Source organism: Roseiconus lacunae (assembly GCF_008312935.1).
GTDB classification, from domain to species: domain Bacteria; phylum Planctomycetota; class Planctomycetia; order Pirellulales; family Pirellulaceae; genus Stieleria; species Stieleria lacunae.
The window spans coordinates 105,935-123,317 of the sequence record NZ_VSZO01000043.1 but is presented as its reverse complement, the minus strand read 5'-3'; the positions used below and the strand labels follow the sequence as shown (position 1 = coordinate 123,317).

16 protein-coding genes are annotated in these 17,383 nt (G+C 57.4%); 13 read left to right on the top strand and 3 right to left on the bottom strand.

Annotated elements, in window-relative coordinates:
• Positions 1–25: 25 nt before the first annotated feature.
• Positions 26–571 carry a hypothetical protein gene (locus FYC48_RS22815; protein ID WP_149499097.1) on the bottom strand — a complete coding sequence of 182 codons (546 nt, stop codon included), beginning with the start codon at positions 569–571 and terminating at the stop codon, positions 26–28.
• On the opposite strand from FYC48_RS22815, the gene FYC48_RS22810 reads away from it, so the two are divergent.
• Both FYC48_RS22810 and FYC48_RS22805 read left to right on the top strand, forming a co-directional pair.
• On the top strand, positions 570–1,118 hold the full coding sequence (locus tag FYC48_RS22810) for a hypothetical protein (protein ID WP_149499096.1): 549 nt from the start codon (positions 570–572) through the stop codon (positions 1,116–1,118). The genes FYC48_RS22815 and FYC48_RS22810 overlap by 2 nt on opposite strands.
• 10 nt (positions 1,119–1,128) lie before the next feature.
• Complete coding sequence (locus tag FYC48_RS22805) at positions 1,129–2,346, top strand: serine hydrolase domain-containing protein (protein ID WP_149499095.1); 1,218 nt, start codon at positions 1,129–1,131, stop codon at positions 2,344–2,346.
• Positions 2,347–2,391: 45 nt separating this feature from the next.
• Here the strand turns inward: FYC48_RS22805 and xerD are convergent, their stop codons facing one another.
• Positions 2,392–3,345: a site-specific tyrosine recombinase XerD gene (gene xerD / locus FYC48_RS22800; RefSeq protein WP_149499094.1), complete on the bottom strand. Its 954-nt coding sequence runs from the start codon at positions 3,343–3,345 to the stop codon at positions 2,392–2,394.
• A 239-nt stretch (positions 3,346–3,584) separates the two neighbouring features.
• Here xerD and galE point away from each other — a divergent pair, with 239 nt between their 5' ends.
• The 9 genes from galE (at position 3,585) to fabF (ending at position 13,837) form a co-directional block, all read left to right on the top strand.
• Positions 3,585–4,571 (top strand): UDP-glucose 4-epimerase GalE, encoded by a 987-nt coding sequence (galE, locus tag FYC48_RS22795; protein WP_149499093.1) that lies wholly within the window; start codon positions 3,585–3,587, stop codon positions 4,569–4,571.
• A 361-nt stretch (positions 4,572–4,932) separates the two neighbouring features.
• Positions 4,933–6,858: a c-type cytochrome domain-containing protein gene (locus FYC48_RS22790; protein ID WP_149499092.1), complete on the top strand. Its 1,926-nt coding sequence runs from the start codon at positions 4,933–4,935 to the stop codon at positions 6,856–6,858.
• A 319-nt stretch (positions 6,859–7,177) separates the two neighbouring features.
• Positions 7,178–8,191 (top strand): 3-deoxy-7-phosphoheptulonate synthase, encoded by a 1,014-nt coding sequence (gene aroF / locus FYC48_RS22785; protein WP_149499091.1) that lies wholly within the window; start codon positions 7,178–7,180, stop codon positions 8,189–8,191.
• Positions 8,188–9,210: a class I SAM-dependent methyltransferase gene (locus FYC48_RS22780; protein WP_149499090.1), complete on the top strand. Its 1,023-nt coding sequence runs from the start codon at positions 8,188–8,190 to the stop codon at positions 9,208–9,210. The genes aroF and FYC48_RS22780 overlap by 4 nt, the downstream gene beginning before the upstream one ends.
• A gap of 318 nt (positions 9,211–9,528) precedes the next feature.
• Complete coding sequence (gene rpmF, locus FYC48_RS22775; protein WP_149499089.1) at positions 9,529–9,711, top strand: 50S ribosomal protein L32; 183 nt, start codon at positions 9,529–9,531, stop codon at positions 9,709–9,711.
• Positions 9,712–10,032: 321 nt separating this feature from the next.
• A complete protein-coding gene (gene fabD, locus FYC48_RS22770) occupies positions 10,033–10,956 on the top strand; it encodes an ACP S-malonyltransferase (RefSeq protein WP_149499088.1) in 924 nt (307 codons plus the stop codon).
• A gap of 191 nt (positions 10,957–11,147) precedes the next feature.
• Positions 11,148–11,906 carry a 3-oxoacyl-[acyl-carrier-protein] reductase gene (fabG, locus tag FYC48_RS22765; RefSeq protein WP_149499162.1) on the top strand — a complete coding sequence of 253 codons (759 nt, stop codon included), beginning with the start codon at positions 11,148–11,150 and terminating at the stop codon, positions 11,904–11,906.
• Positions 11,907–12,129: 223 nt separating this feature from the next.
• The gene (locus FYC48_RS22760; protein ID WP_149499087.1) at positions 12,130–12,375 is read left to right on the top strand and encodes an acyl carrier protein; all 246 of its coding nucleotides are present in this window, start codon (positions 12,130–12,132) and stop codon (positions 12,373–12,375) included.
• 172 nt (positions 12,376–12,547) lie between these two features.
• A complete protein-coding gene (fabF, locus tag FYC48_RS22755) occupies positions 12,548–13,837 on the top strand; it encodes a beta-ketoacyl-ACP synthase II (protein ID WP_149499086.1) in 1,290 nt (429 codons plus the stop codon).
• A 213-nt stretch (positions 13,838–14,050) separates the two neighbouring features.
• Here fabF and FYC48_RS22750 read toward each other — a convergent pair whose 3' ends face one another.
• A complete protein-coding gene (locus FYC48_RS22750; RefSeq protein ID WP_149499085.1) occupies positions 14,051–15,709 on the bottom strand; it encodes a CehA/McbA family metallohydrolase domain-containing protein in 1,659 nt (552 codons plus the stop codon).
• A gap of 107 nt (positions 15,710–15,816) precedes the next feature.
• Here FYC48_RS22750 and FYC48_RS22745 point away from each other — a divergent pair, with 107 nt between their 5' ends.
• Complete coding sequence (locus FYC48_RS22745) at positions 15,817–16,791, top strand: DnaJ C-terminal domain-containing protein (RefSeq protein ID WP_149499084.1); 975 nt, start codon at positions 15,817–15,819, stop codon at positions 16,789–16,791.
• Positions 16,792–16,805: 14 nt separating this feature from the next.
• On the top strand, positions 16,806–17,234 hold the full coding sequence (gene rnpA, locus FYC48_RS22740) for a ribonuclease P protein component (protein ID WP_149499083.1): 429 nt from the start codon (positions 16,806–16,808) through the stop codon (positions 17,232–17,234).
• Positions 17,235–17,383 lie beyond the last annotated feature (149 nt).

Sequence of the window (17,383 nt, the reverse complement as noted above, 5' to 3'; positions counted from 1 at the left end):
TGTCTACTTGATGGGGAAGCAAAGGTCAGTCCGTGAGATGATCAGAATCAGGTTCACTCCGTTTCGCGAGTTCGAGTGTGCGTTCCCAACGATGCTTGAGCACTACCATTTGATCACGACTCCAATTTTGCCCGACAACACTGACAAGGTGCAGTCCCGTGATCACGCCAAGCGACACAGGGACGACGGCAATCGCCCATGGCGGATCCTTCATCATCCATTGGACCAACCCGTAAATCAAAGCACCGAACATGGTACAAGCGGCCATTAAGTAAACGGCCATCACCATGGTCCAAATTTCAGGTCGTGGCGAAAACCGACAAAACGCCTCGGTAGACTTTTGTGAATCACTTGGGTTCAATTGAATCGAAAGGTGAGGCGACCAAAACCGTCGCTCGGAAGGGTCAACCTTAAAATCAACGACCGTTCCAGCAGTCTCGGCAAACGGCGCCATCTCTTGGCTTCGTACCGCCGCTCGGATTCTCCGTTTAGTTTCGTCCATCTGCCAGGGAAGTTGAACTCGAAACGTCGGCTGCATCTCCAAACGATTGCGAACAATTTCATCTGTCATGGCAAAAAACACACAAGACCGCGAAGATTTATTGCGAGACGGAACCGCAATGCCAATCCGCGGTCGAATTTGGGTCCACAGGGCTGACGTGAATAGGGATGCCCCGTGCCAAACCGGACGACCTGATCTGGAGGTTGTCGTGGGATTCCGCCCCGATGGACGCGTCAGTTTATATTGGGACCAGGACCCTGTGTTCCAATTTGATACGCAGCGGCAACTGCGCCGCGTATTTTCTCTTTCAAATCTTTACCGTGCCGATAGAAGACGGCTGTGTTTGATTCGCAAAGAATCTCAACAGAACGCCGATCAGCGGGAAAATGTCGCAAGTCGGCTTCGGCTAGAACTTGAACCGATCAGCGATGACGTACAACAGTCCATCTTGGAACAACTTAATCACTGCTTGAAAGTTCTCCGTGATTACCTGACCGCGACACCGAAACACAAACTCGAAACGATCGGTGAAAGCGAATCCGAATTTACCGAGCGTGTCCTTTGTTGGATTGAATCACTGAACGATCCGATCCCCATCGCAGATTCTCTTTCCTAAACTTGACCCAATGAATACGCACACCTTGCGGGCGGAAATAAAGTCGAAAGCACCCCAAGAACAGCCGAGCATGTGCACTCGACGCCAAATGATGTCCGCCGGACTTGGTGTCTCGATTGCCGCCGGCTTTTGTTGGCCGGGAGCGAGCTTGCCGCGATTGCAAGCCGACGAATTCAACTTGGGCGAAATCGAAACGTTGATCGCCGGCGCGATAACCGCGGGTGATCTTCCCGGGGCCGTGGTGAGTTGTGCCGGCCGTGGCCAGATCCACTACCGACAAACATTTGGCCACCGCTGGCTTTCTCCCGATCTGACCAAGCTGACCGATGACACCGTTTTTGATCTCGCGTCGATCACCAAATCGGTCGCGACCGCGACGTCGGTAGCGTTGCTTTACCAGGACGGCAACATTGATCCCAAAGCTACCGTGAAGCACTATTTGCCAGAGTTCAAAGGCCGCGGCAAAGACGCCATCACGGTCGAACAGTGTCTATTGCACACCAGCGGCTTAACGCCCGACAACGCTCTGGCCGATTACCTGAGCGGGTCCGAAATTGCATGGGAGAACATTTGCGGGTTGGGTCTACGTTCCGAGCCTGGAATCAAGTTCTCCTATTCCGACGTTGGTTTCATCGTGCTCGGAAAGCTCGTCGAACGAATCAGCGGTACGACGATTGATCGATTCGCTTCCGAACGAATTTTCCAACCGCTGCAAATGCCAGACACGGGGTTCAACCCGCCGGCCGCACTGAAACCACGAATCGCGCCAACCGAAAACGACGATGACGGCTGGGTCTGGGGGCGTGTCCATGACCCAAGGGCTCACGCAATGGGGGGCGTCGCAGGGCACGCCGGCCTATTTTCGACAGCCGACGATCTGACCAAATTCGGGCAAGCGTTGCTGGCAGCTTCGCGAGGCGAGTCGGACTGGATGAAGGAGTCGACGTTACGTTGGATGAGCCATCCGCATCCGGTGCCCGCAAGCGAGCCGCGCGGCACCCGAGCGTTGGGCTGGGATCATCGATCACCGTATTCACGCAACCGGGGACAAGCGTTTTCCGAACAAGCATTCGGACACGGCGGTTTTACCGGAACCGTACTTTGGATCGATCCGACCAAAGAACTGGTGTTTGTCTGGCTAAGTTCGAGGCTTTACCCTGACGGCAAAGGTACCGTCAACACGCTGGCCGGAAACGTCGCCACGATCCTGGGTAAACAGTTTGGCTAGAGATTTGGTTGGATGCCAAGAGGGCATGCCGCAACCGTGCTCGAGCTACGCGCGGGGATGAAACTGCTGATGAACTTTCTTTAACCGCGAATGCTCGACGTGGGTGTAAATCTGAGTGGTTTGAATACTTGCGTGCCCGAGCATTTCTTGAACTTGACGAAGATCGGCGCCGCCGGCGAGCAAGTGGGTCGCAAAGCTATGCCGCAGCGAGTGCGGACTGATGTCGCTTTCGATGCCGGCACGCCGGGCATAAAACTTGACGAGCCGCCAGAGCTGAATCCGATCAAGCGGGCGACCGTTCCGCGAAAGAAACAACTCGTTGTGTTGATGATCACGCTTGACGGCAAGTTCATCGCGTAACGTCTCACAGTAAAACTTGATCGCCTCGATCGCCTTGCAGCCGATCGGAACCATCCGCTGCTTGCCGCCTTTGCCGGTACACTTCAAGTACTTCTGGTCGAGTGAGAGATCTTGGAGACGAAGCGTGCACACTTCACTGGCTCGGCAACCGGTCGCGTAAAGCACTTCCAGCATCGCCTTGTCGCGTTGCCAGAACGTGTCGATCTTTCGCGGCGCGCCAAGAAAAGCGTCGACCTGTCGCCGAGTCAGAACGCCGGGGACGCGCTGCCAAAGTTTTTGCGCTGCCAACAACTCGGCTGGGTTTTCGGTAACGATGCCTTCCAGCTGCAGATACTTAAAGAACGTGCGCACCGCGACGACGGCCCGTGACACCGATGCCGGTGCAAGTTTCGAATCGAGCAAGCAAGCCATAAAGTCGGTCAAATCGCCGACGCGGATCGCGTCCAAACGCCGCTCGCCCAGCCATTCGATGAAACGCGTCAGATCGCGCCCGTAGGCGGAAACCGTATTGTCGGCTAAATGGCACTCCCCGCGGAGGTAATTCAAGAAATCTTCCCGCACCGATTGTGCCGATTGACGGGGCTTTTCCGACGGGCCGGTCTGCTGCAGCAACTGAAGTTTGGTTTTTCGTTTGGCCACGGCCTTTCAACATCAACAGTAATGGTCACGAATCACAGAATTGGCAGTATTCTTGAGAATCGACCAACGCCGCCGATCGACTTTGCCGGATCTGGCGACAAAGGATTGATGACTTTGGTTCGCGATAAGTTATCGGGCCTGATTCGTCCGCAGCTGTCCAGTTAAACTGTCGCGACCGAGCGAGCACGCCGATTCCTGCACGCAGTTCCCAACAACCTCATTCGATTTTACAGCACATCATGAACCTTCTAATCGTCGGTGGAGCCGGATACATCGGATCGCACGCCGTGCGGCTACTACTTGATGCCGGCCACACGGTCACCGTTTACGACAACCTTTCACGGGGCCATCGCCAAGCGGTACCAGACGGCATGCTGGTCGAGGGCGAACTGTCCGATCGGAACACGCTCGTTGGCGTTCTAAAGGAAAAGAACATTGACGCGGTCATGCACTTCGCCGCGTTCGCGCTCGTCAATGAGTCCGTCAACGATCCGGCGCTTTACTATCGCAACAATGTCATCGCCGCCGTGGATCTTCTTGATGCGATGCGTGAAGCCAACGTCAAGAAGATTGTCTTCAGCAGTACCACGGCCACCTACGGGGAACCGGAGGTCATCCCGATCGCCGAAACAACGTTGCAACAACCGATCAATCCCTACGGCTTTACCAAACTTGTGTTCGAGCAAGCGCTGGCGGACTACGCCGCGGCTTATGGATTCGGCTATGCGGCATTGCGTTACTTCAACGCCGCGGGCGCCCGTCCGGATGGGACGATCGGCGAAGACCATGATCCGGAGACACACTTGATCCCCATCGTTCTCCAAGTCGCCTTGGGGCAACGCAAACACATCACCGTTTTCGGAGATGACTACGCGACGCCTGACGGAACTTGTATTCGGGACTATATCCATGTTGATGACCTCGGCGCCGCACACCTCGCGGCCTTGGAACGTCTTGAACCCGGCAAGGGAATTTGTGTGAACCTGGGTACCGGACGGGGAACCAGCGTACGAGAGATCATCGACGCTTGTCGCGACGTGACCGGACACGCGATCCCAGAAGTGATGGGAGAACGCCGCGCCGGAGACCCACCAGAACTAGTTGCCGACGCGTCCCTCGCCAAAAAATGGCTGGACTGGACGCCCAAGTACACCGACGTTCGCCAGATCGTCGAGACGGCGTGGAGGTGGCATCAGAACCATCCCAACGGGTACGCGTCGAATTAGACTCCGCCTCGACCCAACGTTCGGGGTCAACCTGTCAGCCGACCGGCACCGGTTCCGATTATTGCACCGAAACCGTGGAGAACGTCATTCGGCTGATCCCAGTTTCAAATGATGCCGGAACACCAGTGTCTTCTTGCGGCCGCCGAGTCGTTCGCCCGCCGGTGAACGGGAGTTTCCTGTGGGGCGTCCTATTTTTTGGGCCCACCACGGGGTCTCGTGCGTTTGTCACTCGGGGATGCATGTCGGTTAAGCTTCATAAACGGACCGTGGCTCAAACCGATCGGTTCGCTTTCGCTTTCGACAAGGCACCTGCTGTTCTCCATCGTCTCGCTTTTCACCTCGCCACCGATCACTCGTCGCCATGTCCATTCGCGTGCCCAACCACCTCGTCAAAGCAGTCGTCGCCGTGGCCTTGGTTGCCGCGATTTTTAGCTTGGTGCCTTCTGGTTGTCGCGGAGCAGAACTCGATCGACGACAGCGTGCGATGGTGCTGAACCTGTCATCGACGATTAATCGAGCAAATAAGAATCTGTTCGAACAAAAGATCTCCCAGGCCGAGACAGACCTTCGCAAGGCACTCGATCAAGTTAACCGGATTCTCGAAAGTGACAGCCCCGAGCTGTTCGATGCGATCGACGGGCACATAAAAGCGCTCTCGAAAACTCACGCAATGCTAGAACTCGAAGGCGCCTCGCTACCTCCGTTTCGCAAGCCTTCGCGACCAACCGCAACATCGGATTCAAAACCGATGTCGCCGGATGGTATGGCTGGTGACTTGGTCAGCTTTAAAGACGATGTCGCACCGATTTTGTCCGCCAAGTGTGGCAGTTGTCACGTCAATCGCAGCCAGGGTCGATTCTCTCTGGCCAGCTATGCGGTCTTGATGAAAGGTCCGCCGGAAGGCGTCGTTGTCTTCGCCGGGGATGTCGTCGGCAGCCGTTTGATCGAAACGATCGAAACCGGGGACATGCCGCGTGGAGGCGGTCGCGTCTCACCGGAAGAGCTGAAGACACTGAAAGATTGGGTGCTTCAAGGGGCGAAGTTTGATGGCGAAGATCCCAATGCGACGATTGCCGGGGCGGGAACCACGCGGGAGCCCGCGATGGCCGCCGCCCCAACGCCAACGATCACCAAAGCATCCGGCGGCGAAACCGTCAGCTTTGCCGCCGAAGTCGCCCCCCTGCTGGTCGAAAACTGCAGCGGCTGTCACATCGACGCAATGCAAACCCGTGGTGGACTGGAAATGGACCAGTTCGCGCGTTTGCTACGTGGCGGTGATAGCGGCCCGGTGATCACGCCGGGGCGTGGCGAAGCAAGTTTGTTGATTCAAAAACTTCGTGGAACTGCCGCAGACGGGGCAAGAATGCCAGTCGGACGCCCACCGCTTTCCGATCAATCGATTGCGTTGATCAGCAAATGGATTGACGAAGGTGCGAAGTTGGATGCCGAAGAAAGACAACCGATCAAAGTGATGGCCCGGATGGCCTGGGTAGCCAATGCGACCAGTGCCGAAGTCAGCTCACGCCGTGCCGAACTCGCCGACAAAAACCTCAAGCTCGCCGGCAGCGGCCCCGCCGAAGAACATCACACCGAACATTTCCGTGTCATTGGACCGACGACCCCCGCGACCCTCGAACTCGTCGGTCGGCAAGCCGAGAACAACCTGACGATTGCCAAAACGGTGGTCAAAGCGAGCTCCGGCAATAGCGAAGATTACTTCCATGGGAAAGCGACCCTCTTCGTCCTCCCCAAACGCTACGACTACAGCGAATTCGCGAAGATGGTCGAGCGTCGCAGTATTCCAAGCGACTGGGCATCACACTGGAGCTACAACGTTGAAGACGCGTACTTGGTGACCGTTGCGACCGGCCAAGATGACGAGGAAGCGATCGAGGATCGGCTGCTCAGCCCGGTGATTAGCCTGGCCGTTGCCAGTCGTGGGTCAGACGTCCCCCGATGGTTTGCCGAGGGGTTGGGTTCAGCCCGCGCGATGCAGCAAACAGCCAAAAGTAGAGCGGACCAGGCAAAACTGCGAACCAAGATTGCCGAAGCCGCGTCCTCGGTAAAAAACGCCAAAGCCTTTCTGGAAAATCGTTTGACCCCAGAGCAGGCCGACGCCTTTGGAACCGCCATCGCAATGACTATGCTTGACCGAAATCGACGCAAATCACTCGACGCGACCTTCCGCTTGCTTTCGAGCGGACAGCCATTTGAACGAGCATTTGTAGGCGGGTTTCGAGTATCCCCGACGGTCTATATCGACCAACTTCTAAGCTACGCGCGGTAGTAAAACTCTCATCGTCGGAATCTGTAGCGTTGGGCCCACCGGTAGCATCATTGCGCCGTGTGGATAGCTCGCTTGTCGATGCACGGCAAGCAAACGTACCCGCAGACAATCTGCACCGTGAACGTCGAAGGACCGATCGATCCATGACGCGACGGGAACGACCGCGGTTTTCCTGCACGTGCCTTTCGTCGCCTTCGATTCCAGCGAGATCCCACATGACCGAGTATCGAACTCGGCGGGTTCCGGCTAGCATGTTGGCGGCAATCTTATGACTTAAGTCCCTTTCCCCACTAACCACCGGCTTTGTCCGGATCATTCCATGATTGTGATAATGGAGCAGAACGCGACGCAGGAACAAATCGATGCGGTTGCGAAGAAAGTCGAATCGATGGGCCTCAAATCGAGCATCATTGTTGGCACCGAGCGAACCGTGATTGCCGCGATCGGGGACAAGCGTTCGGATTTCAAAGACTCAATCGAAAGCAGCCCCGGCGTCAGTGGCGTCACACCGATTTCGGCCCCCTACAAGATGGCCAGTCGAGAAGTGCGGCCAGAACCGAGCCGCGTCGACATTCTTGACTTTTCTGCCGGTGCGGGAAGCGTCGGATTCATTGCCGGTCCTTGCAGCGTCGAAAGTGAAGAGCAATTGATGTCGAGCGCCCGCGCGGTCAAGGCTGCCGGGGCAACGGGACTTCGCGGCGGGGCATTCAAACCACGCACCAGTCCGTATAGCTTTCAAGGGATGAAAGAAGAGGGGCTCAAGCTTCTCGCCGCCGCCCGCGAAGAAACCGGCCTAGCCGTATTCACCGAAGTGATGGGCACGGCCGACGTGGACTTGGTGGCCAGCTACGCCGACGTGCTGCAAGTCGGCGCGCGTAACATGCAAAACTACCGCCTGCTCGAAGCGGTCGGCCAAAGCGGCAAACCGGTGCTACTTAAACGCGGCGCGTCGGCCACGATGGACGAGTTTCTGCTCGCCGCAGAATACATCCTCAACGAAGGCAACGAACACGTGATGCTTTGCGAACGCGGCATCCGTACCTTCGAATCACACACGCGATTCACATTGCCGCTCGCCAGCGTCCCTTACCTGCACCGACGCACGCACCTGCCCGTGATCATCGACCCCTCACACGGGACCGGGCACACCTACATGGTTCACGACATGAGCGTTGCCGCCGTGGCTGCCGGTGCCGACGGGATTATCTTGGAAGTTCACCCTGATCCGCCCAACGCACTCAGCGATGGCTATCAGTCACAGACGTTCGACGAGTTTTCGCGAACGATGGGGCGGTGCAAAAAAGTCTTGGCCGCCCTCCAGGAAGACGCATGAGTGCCCCGCAAGAAAGCGACCAATCCCAATCGATCCGCAGCGCCGGCGATCGCACCGTCCAGCAATACCAAGACTGGATGCAGATCAACGGCGCGTCGCACCTGATGCGAACCGCCCGACAATCCGGAATCACGGCGCGGTTAAGAGAAAAGCAGCATTCGCTCGGCGAGCTTTGCGAGGCCCTTTCGCTCAACGAAGACTGCGCGCAATTGGTCCTCGATGGATTGGTCGCGATCGGCTATGTCGAACAGTACGGCGATGACTACGCGCTCGCTCGTGCGGGACATTTGCTTTGCCAATACGACGAAGATCTTGGCGATAGCCGATTCGAATCACTGCTGCCAAAGCTAAAGTTGGCATCGAGCAGCAACGACGGTTCGACAGCCGACACAGAGTCCTTTCGCAACGACTTGGCGGCGACCCAATGGATCCATACCTCCGCGGCGATGCAGGCGGCCGAGGTCCTCGATATCGGTGGCGAAGGAATGCAGGGCTTGCGGATCCTTGATCTAGGCTGCGGTTCGGCGGTCTGGAGCTGTGCGATGGCACACCGCGATCCAGAATCTTCGGTCACCGCCGTTGACCTTGCCGGCCCCTTGGAATCGGCTCGCAGCACCGCCGAATCGATTGGGCTGCAGAGTCGCTTGAAAACCATCGAAGCGAACCCGCCCGAGGCGGAGCTTGGCGAGCAAGAATTCGACCTAGCGGTTCTCGCGCAAGTACTTTCGGCCTACTCAGACGAACAAGCCGCTGGATTACTTCGCAAAGCTGTCGGGGCGGTCCGTCCGGGGGGGCGTGTCGCGATCCCCGATTTGTACTTAGGTCCCGGCAAAGCCAGTTTAAAGGAAACGCTGGGGCGCATCGCCATCCACCTCGCCACCCCGGGCGGCCGGGCCCGCGACCTGAGGAAGTGCCAGCAGATGATGACCGAAGCCGGTTTGGGTGCGATTCAATTCACCTATCTCGCGGCCAGTCCGATGGGATTGGGAATGATGGTGGCGGAAAAGCCAAGTCGTTAGCGGGCGGGCGTCCGCGCCGGCGATTGGTCGGAAACCGCGGCTGACGCCGTCCCGGCTGATCCTGATTCTGAAATGGGGATGGTAGAAAGCCGTCGGCGGCTTCCGCCACGGCATTGTTTGGAGACGACTGGCGATAACGAAGAAACCGGCGAGGCAAAGCGGGAGGCCCCCGCCTGGCAGCCGATCTTGCCAGATCTCGGCGAAAGCAATGACTTTCTGTCAATCGTGCATTGACGAAGTAGAGAACGTATTTCTACATTGCTGGGCCAAATAAAACACAACAGACAGTACGTCTCCTCCTTTTATTTAAACACAGCAATGGCTGTCCCAAAGCGAAAACACAGTAATAGTCGAACCGGCAAGCGTCGCAGCCACGATCACGTTAAAAAACGTCAGATCGGATATTGCCCCCAGTGCAGCAGCCCGGTGCCGACGCACACGATCTGCCCGAAGTGTGGGTACTACATGGGCCGGACCGTGGTCGAGCCCCGCGACGAGTAATCCGCTAACGACCGTAGTCGCCGCAAACGCGACATCGGCGTACTGAAAAAATCGATGAACGCAGCCGATCGCTTGTCGGCCTGTGTTGACCGCGTCGCAGCCTTTCTGCTGTGGCCGACGTGCGATGGCGACGCTTCCGCGTTGTAGTTCGCCTTGGGCGTACGGGGCAATTGTTTCGCGCCGCAAATGGCAGCGAGCAGTCCCGTCGCTTGCCCGAGGAATCTCCCGATGAAAGACCGCATGCCAGCGGTGCGACGGGGCCAAATGAGCGTGCGTCGCAGGCGGGTTCGTGCTTCCCTCCCTCTTAGTGGCAATACATCAATGGACGTCGATGCTGTCGGGATTCTTTTTCCCGGACAGGGGGCCCAGGCTGTCGGCATGGGCAAATGGCTCTGCGAGACCTACCCCGCCGCCAAGGATTTGTTCACCCAGGCGGGTGAAGTCCTCGGCTACGACCTCGCCGAACTCTGTCAGGAAGGCCCGGCAGAGAAACTGGACCAAACCGAATTTAGCCAACCGGCCTTGTTCACCGTTGGGATGGCGGCCGCGCGCGTACTGCAACAGGCACACCCCGAACGACTGGAGAAAGTCACCGCGGCGGCCGGTTTGAGCCTGGGCGAGTACACCGCAGTTTGCTTCGCCGGCGGACTTGAATTTGCCGACGCACTTCGCCTTGTCCAACGACGTGGCGAAGCGATGCAAGCCGCCGCAGACGTCGTACGCAGCGGCATGGCGAGCGTGATCGGCATGGACCTCGATAAACTCACCACGCTGTGCGACGAAGTTCGCCAAGATGACGAGGTTCTTCGCCCGGCCAACCTGCTCTGCCCCGGCAACATCGCAGTCTCTGGCCACACCACCGCACTCGATCGACTCGAACCAGCGGCCCTGGAAGCCAAGGCGATGAAGGTCATCCGGCTGAGTGTCGCGGGAGCTTTCCACACGTCGCTGATGCAACCGGCGGTCGAAAAGTTGACTGCCGCGCTGGCCGAGATGCCTATGCAAGACACCCAGATCCCGGTCTACAGCAACGTCGACGCACAACCACACCAATCCGCGGACGAGATCCGCGAATTACTCAGCCGCCAAGTCACCGAACCGGTTCAGTGGGAAGCCTCCATCCGGCGAATGATTGACGACGGAATCGGTGGATTCCTAGAAACCGGTACGGGCCGAGTCCTTCGTGGCACACTGAAACGAATCCAACGCAAGCTTCCGACCGACGGGTTCGGTGACGAATCCTAGTGCGCCGCCTAGACCAAACGTTCGGGTTCGACTTACTCAGCCGACGGACGTTCGCTGCGGTTGTTGAACCGAAATTGTCGCGAACGCCGCGGTGACGCCTCAGCAAAGGGCTGATGGCCAAATCCGAAGAGCCGGCCTAGAAACCGATCTAGGCAACACATTCCTTGACTTAGAAACACCAAATGCCCGCCATGGAAATGAGTCTCAAAGCCGACCTGACCGATCAGGTTGCAATCGTCACCGGTGCCTCGCAGGGGCTCGGAAAGGCAGTCGCCGTTGCCCTGGGAATGAACGGGGCGACCGTCGCTTGCTTGGCACGCAATGCCGATAAGCTGGCGGCAACGGTTAGCGAGATCGAAGCGGCCGGCGGAAAAGGCATCGCCGTGGCGTGCGACGTGACCGATCGCGAAGCGACCGACGCGGCGATCAAGAAAATCGCCGAAGACCACGGCCGCCTGGACATCCTAGTCAACAACGCCGGCATCACCCGCGACAAAACGATGCGTGGGATGAGTGACGAAGAGTGGGACAGCGTGATCGCGACCAACCTGACAAGTTGCTTCGTGTGCTGCCGTGCCGCGGCTGGCATCATGCGACGCAAGAAGTACGGCCGGATCATCAACATGGCCAGCATTTCTGGCCTGATGGGCAATCCCGGCCAAGCAAACTACTCGGCCAGCAAGGCCGGGATGATCGGCATGACGCGAACGATGAGCAAAGAACTCGTCAATCGGGGCGTGACCGTCAACGCGGTCGCACCTGGCTTCATTGCCAGTGAAATGACCGACGCGATCCCCGCCGCGATCCTTGAAGAAGTCAAAAAAACAATTCCCGCCAAACGCGTCGGAAATCCCGAGGACGTGGCCGCGGCGGTATTGTTCCTGGCCTCGAAAGACGCAGGTTATATTTCCGGCCAAACCATCGTCGTTGACGGCGGAATGACCGGCTAAGTTGCGAACTGACCGCTTAAGTCGAGCATAGTCGGCCCCGGGATATTGACGCCTTTTGCTTGTTTCCCCTATCTTTTCGGCGAATCAACGAGGCGTCCATGGGCTCCATCGGCTGACCCAAGTTCAAAGTCACCGTTTGGCACTTCGCCAGGCATCGCTCTGAACACACCACCTCCCATTCGAACTTCCCTGTTAAAGAACATAACAAACTGGAGAACCGCTTATGGCTACCGTCGAAGAGCGCGTGGTCGACATCGTTGCTGAACAGCTTGGCGTCGAAAAAGACAAAATCACCCGTGAAACCTCATTCGTCAACGATTTGGGCGCCGACTCGCTCGACACCGTCGAATTGGTGATGGAACTCGAAGAAGAGTTCAACATCAGCATTCCTGACGAAGCCGCTGAGAAAATCCAAAAGGTCGGCGAAGCGGTCGACTTCATCGAAAACGCTCGAGGCGACGACGCGTAAGCAAACCGCGTCCAACCGAACTCGCGACGGGCGATGTGCCATGCCATTTAAAGGTGTGCTCATCGCCCGATTTCGATGCCAAATTCCCCTTCTTTTTTTCAGGCACACTGCCGGACGTCACCCCGCCGGCACTTGGTTAACCTGAAGCGATTTCTTTCTTGCAGGCAGCACGATGGCCCAGGAATCTAATTCGTCCACCGCGACTCCCACCGTTTACAAAGGTGAACGTCGCGTCGTGATCACCGGCGTCGGTGTCGTCACTCCCCTTGCCGTCGAAGTCCAAGAGTTTTGGAAACGATTGACGGCGGGCGAAAGTGGCGTCGGAAAAATCACGCTGGTCGATACCGAAAAATACAAAGTCCATTTTGCTGGCGAAGTCTACGATTTCTCTCTCGAAGGGATCACCGACCCACGCGAAGAGAAACGCCTCGACCGATTCACCCAGTTCGCCGTCCACGCCGGCCACCAAGCCGTCAACGATTCGAAGTTGGATTTTGACGCGATCGACCGCACTCGTTGCGGTGTGATTCTCGGTAGCGGTATCGGTGGCTTGGTTGAAATCGAAAACCAAATCGAACGGATGCTGACCAAAGGGCCTTCCCGAGTGAGTCCGTTCACCGTTCCAAAGATGATGGTCAACGCGGCCGGTGGTAATATTTCGATCACGTACGGATTGAAGGGCCCCAACTACGCCGTCGCAACGGCCTGTGCCAGCGCCACCAACGCGATGGGTGACGCCCTGCGTAGCATTCGTCTGAACGAAACCGATGTCGTGATCACCGGCGGCAGCGAAGCCGCTCTGACCCGGATGGGGTTGGCCGCGTTTCAGAACATGAAAGCACTCTCGATGCGCAACGAAGAACCGACCAAGGCCAGCCGACCATTTGACAAGGATCGTGATGGATTTGTCCTCGGTGAAGGTGCCGGAGTTCTGGTGTTCGAAGAACTCAATCACGCCATCGCACGTGGTGCGAACATCTACGGTGAAGTCCTCGGTTATGGGACCACCAGCGACGCCGGACACATCACCGCGCCGGATCCCGATGGCGTCGGTGCCGCCGCCGCCATGTCAGCGGCACTGGCCGACGCCGGCGTTGGCCCCGAACAAATCGACTACATCAACGCCCACGGCACCAGCACCCCACTGGGTGACATCGCCGAAACGAAAGCTATTAAACGCGTCTTCGGCGAACACGCCTTCAAGACAACCGTCAGTAGCACGAAAAGCGCGCTCGGTCACTCGCTGGGCGCAAGCGGTGGCATCGAAGCGGTGATCTTGTGCAAGTCAATCGAAACGCAAACCATCGCCCCAACGATCAACTTGGACAACCAAGACCCCGAGTGTGACCTCAACTACACCCCCAATGTCGCGGCCTCAAAGGAAGTCAAACTCGCGATGAGCAATAGCTTTGGTTTTGGAGGCCACAACGCCTGCATCGTTGTCGGTCGCTACGACGGCTAGTGCTTCGCCAATACCTGAAATGAGGATCAGCCGAACGGCGTTAGCCGCGGTTTCCCCATCAGCCGAACGGCGTTAGCCGCGGTTTGGGTGCAATCTCCGAAACCAATCCCCGTCTGCTAACGAGTGCCCCAGAACCTTCGGTCTAGGCGGAACACTAATGCAACGGAGCCGCACGGGTTAGCGGCTTTCGGGACGGGCGACAACAGGCGACGGTCACTTCGCGACCGCACTCCCCGTCCATCGCTTCGACTGTTCGGCGCGCCGTGTCCAAAATCGACGGGCGGCGCGAACGAACGGGGCTTCTCGATCAATCGCCTCGGGCTGCGTTTGCGCGAGTCGCTTTTCATACGCCGATAACCAAGCGCGAAAAAACTCAACACTCGCTTGGCTGACTCTGCGTTCTCCGTCGAATTCGATCCACCATGGTGCGGTCATCGCAGCCCGGTAATGGCCCTCGTGCAGCGTCAGCACCCGCATGATGACCCAACCGCTTTGCTTTGCTTCGATCGGCGGGATTCTTCCACCAGCCTCGGCGAATTCATCCAACCGCGCGCTGTAATGGACTTGGTTGTTGTAAATCACTTCCAAATAGTCGACCGGATCACGAACTGTCAGGTTTAATTCGGGGTGCAACTGCAGCACTTCGCCGGTCCGACCTTCGAACACATGACCCGGAAGTGTTCCGGCGACCAGTGGACGCAGCAACGGTCCATTCGTTGCCACGCTGCGACCCTGCCAAACCCCGTCCCACCATTGCCGTGATGATGTCGGCAGGACCGGCCGCGACACACCGGTTTCGTTCGTCGCTTCATGGTGACTGGTTACATAAAGTCGGTTGTACCCAACCGGCGTTCCCGCGGAATCATCACCACCGCCGGCGAGCGGGACGATATCGATACCGGCATCAAGGAGATGGCGATAAATTTGCTCGGCATAACGCCCCACCTGTGTCGGCTCGCGAAGAGAAAATGCTTGCTCACCGCGACCGTCACGAACCTGATAAATCGTTTTGTCCAGTCGCAACCAATCGCCCATGACAAACAATCCGTCCAATTTCTGGCTGGCCAACCACACCGGCAACTCCCAAGCAAACGGGTTTTCCACACCGACCTTTAGTTGACCAGCAAGCTCGCTCCGAGATGCCGCGACCAACATTTCGGTTGACGACTTCGCCGCAGCGATCTCAGATCGAAAGGCATCATCGACTCCGTAGAAAATCAAACCTTCGGCGGATACAACGTCACTGCGAATCCAAGTCGGCGTGTGCTCGATCGGTTCATCCGAATCACGGTGCGGGATCGGCTTGGCAGGCACATCCTCCAGCACCGCTACGACGTGCAAATCTTCGGACGCCATACGCAGCGGCAAACTATTCGAGCTGGGAACGACGCAGCAATCTCCCGACATCCAGCCTTCGCGTTTCATTTCAATCATTCGCGGAAGCGCAACCGTTTTTTCATCCAAGCTGGTCTTCTCAAGCGAAAAACTTGCGCCGACGACGCGGTATTCGGGACCACGAATAATCTGCAAACGATAGGCACCGTCGGGTAATTCCATCAGTACCGAACGATCAACAACGACCCCCATTCCCGCATCAACGGTCTGCCGAATCGGCATCGGCTTATCGCGTTTGCCTGGCTGAACACGAAAACACTCCACTCGAGAAATCACCGGCTCGTCGGTCGTCTCATCGACAAGATTCAGCGTTAACGTTCCGCCCGCCGCCCAGAGTCGCCCCGCGCCTAAGCCGGTGATCGATACAAACGTCACCAACACGACGACAGAATAAAACAGACACTGCCGAAAGCCGTGTCTCGCACAAACGCGGTGTTTACAAACGGCGGATGTCCGCAACTGGCGCAAAGATTGCATTTGACTCGTCGGTTTTGATTGTCCTGCCAAGATTGTCTCCCTTGCAGTATAAAAGGCGAGCCAGACGCTTGGCCGACTTCCATTCAACCGCATAGTGTTAATTCATCGTGTCAGAAGACCTGTATCAGATCCTGGGGGTATCCCGAAACGCGTCGAAGGACGAGATCAAGAAAGCGCACCGAAAACTCGCGCTAAAATATCACCCGGACAAAAACCCCGGCAAAGACGCGCAAGACCGGTTCAAGCGGATTCAAGAAGCTTACGACGTTTTAAGCGATGACGAGAAACGCGCCGCGTATGATCGCTATGGCTCGGACTTTGAAAAGATCCGCGGTGGCGGTTATTCGGGTGCCTCGCCCGGTGGATTCGACGGACTCGACCTCGATCAAATTTTTGGCGGCGGCGGTGGTGCTCGCCCCGGAAGCGGCGGCGGAGCCGGGGGATTCAACTTCGAAGGCGGCTTCGGAGATTTTTTCGAACAGATTCTCGGCGGCCGGGCCGCGGGCGGAAGAAACGCTGGCGGTGCGGCCACACGTCAGCGGGCCCCGCAAAAAGGCGCGAACGTTCGGCACGAACTTGAGCTGCCATTGGAACTGGTCATCAAAGGCGGTGAGACCGAGTTTTACGTTAACGGCGAGAAGCTGGCCGTCACGCTTCCACCGGGTGTCGCCGAAGGTGCCAAGATGCGTCTCCGCGAACAAGGCAGTCCGTCGCCCAACGGTGGTCCCCGCGGTGACTTGATTTTGATCATCAAAACCACCCCGCATCAACATTTTAAACGGCACGGCCAGAACCTCGAATTGACTTTACCTGTCACCATCAGCGAAGCTGTGCTGGGCGCCAAAGTCGACGTGCCAACGCCCGCCGGTTCGGTCGCGCTGAACATTCCCGCCGGTAGCAGTAGCGGGCGCAAGCTGCGTCTGAAGGGTCAAGGGATTCAGCCCAAATCGGGACAACCCGGCGACTTGATCGTGCAACTGCAAGTTCGCGTTCCGGAATCGGTCGATGAAACGTCTCAAGAATTGATCAAGACGTTCGCCGAACGCAATCCGCAATCGGTGCGTGATCAGATCAAGTTGTAGTGCGCATTGAATCGATGGCCAAAATAACCACGAACACTGCCCGCGGTCGCCACACGTTTCCGAAGGCGAAACGTGTGACTCGAGGAAGCGAGTTCACGCTGATCTTGCGACGTGGGACATGTGCCGCCGACAACTGTTTGGTCGTCTTCGCGATTCCTCAAGAAGCATTGCTCGCCCAAAAAACGTCGTCAACTCAAGACCGGTCGGACAGAAGATTGGGCGTAACGATCCCGAAGAAAACCGGCAATGCGGTCGTTCGCAATCGCTGGAAGCGTTTGATCCGAGAATCATTCCGAACCCAGCAGGATCGTATTCCTACCGGTTACGACTTTATCGTACGCCCCAAAAAGGACGCCGAGTGTTCAGGGAAAATGATCCAGCGATCGTTGCCGAAACTTGCCCAAAAAGCGGTCCGTCGACTTCGAGATCGACGCACGACCTAGTCGCCTTCGAAATTCGTTAGGCAACGACCGGAACGAGCGAACGAACGCGAGTGTTTCGTTAGCATCTGGAATGAGAATCAGCCGCACGGCGTTAGCCACGGTTCCCGAGCAATAACCAGGACCGGCATCTGGCGGCTGAAAAGCCAACC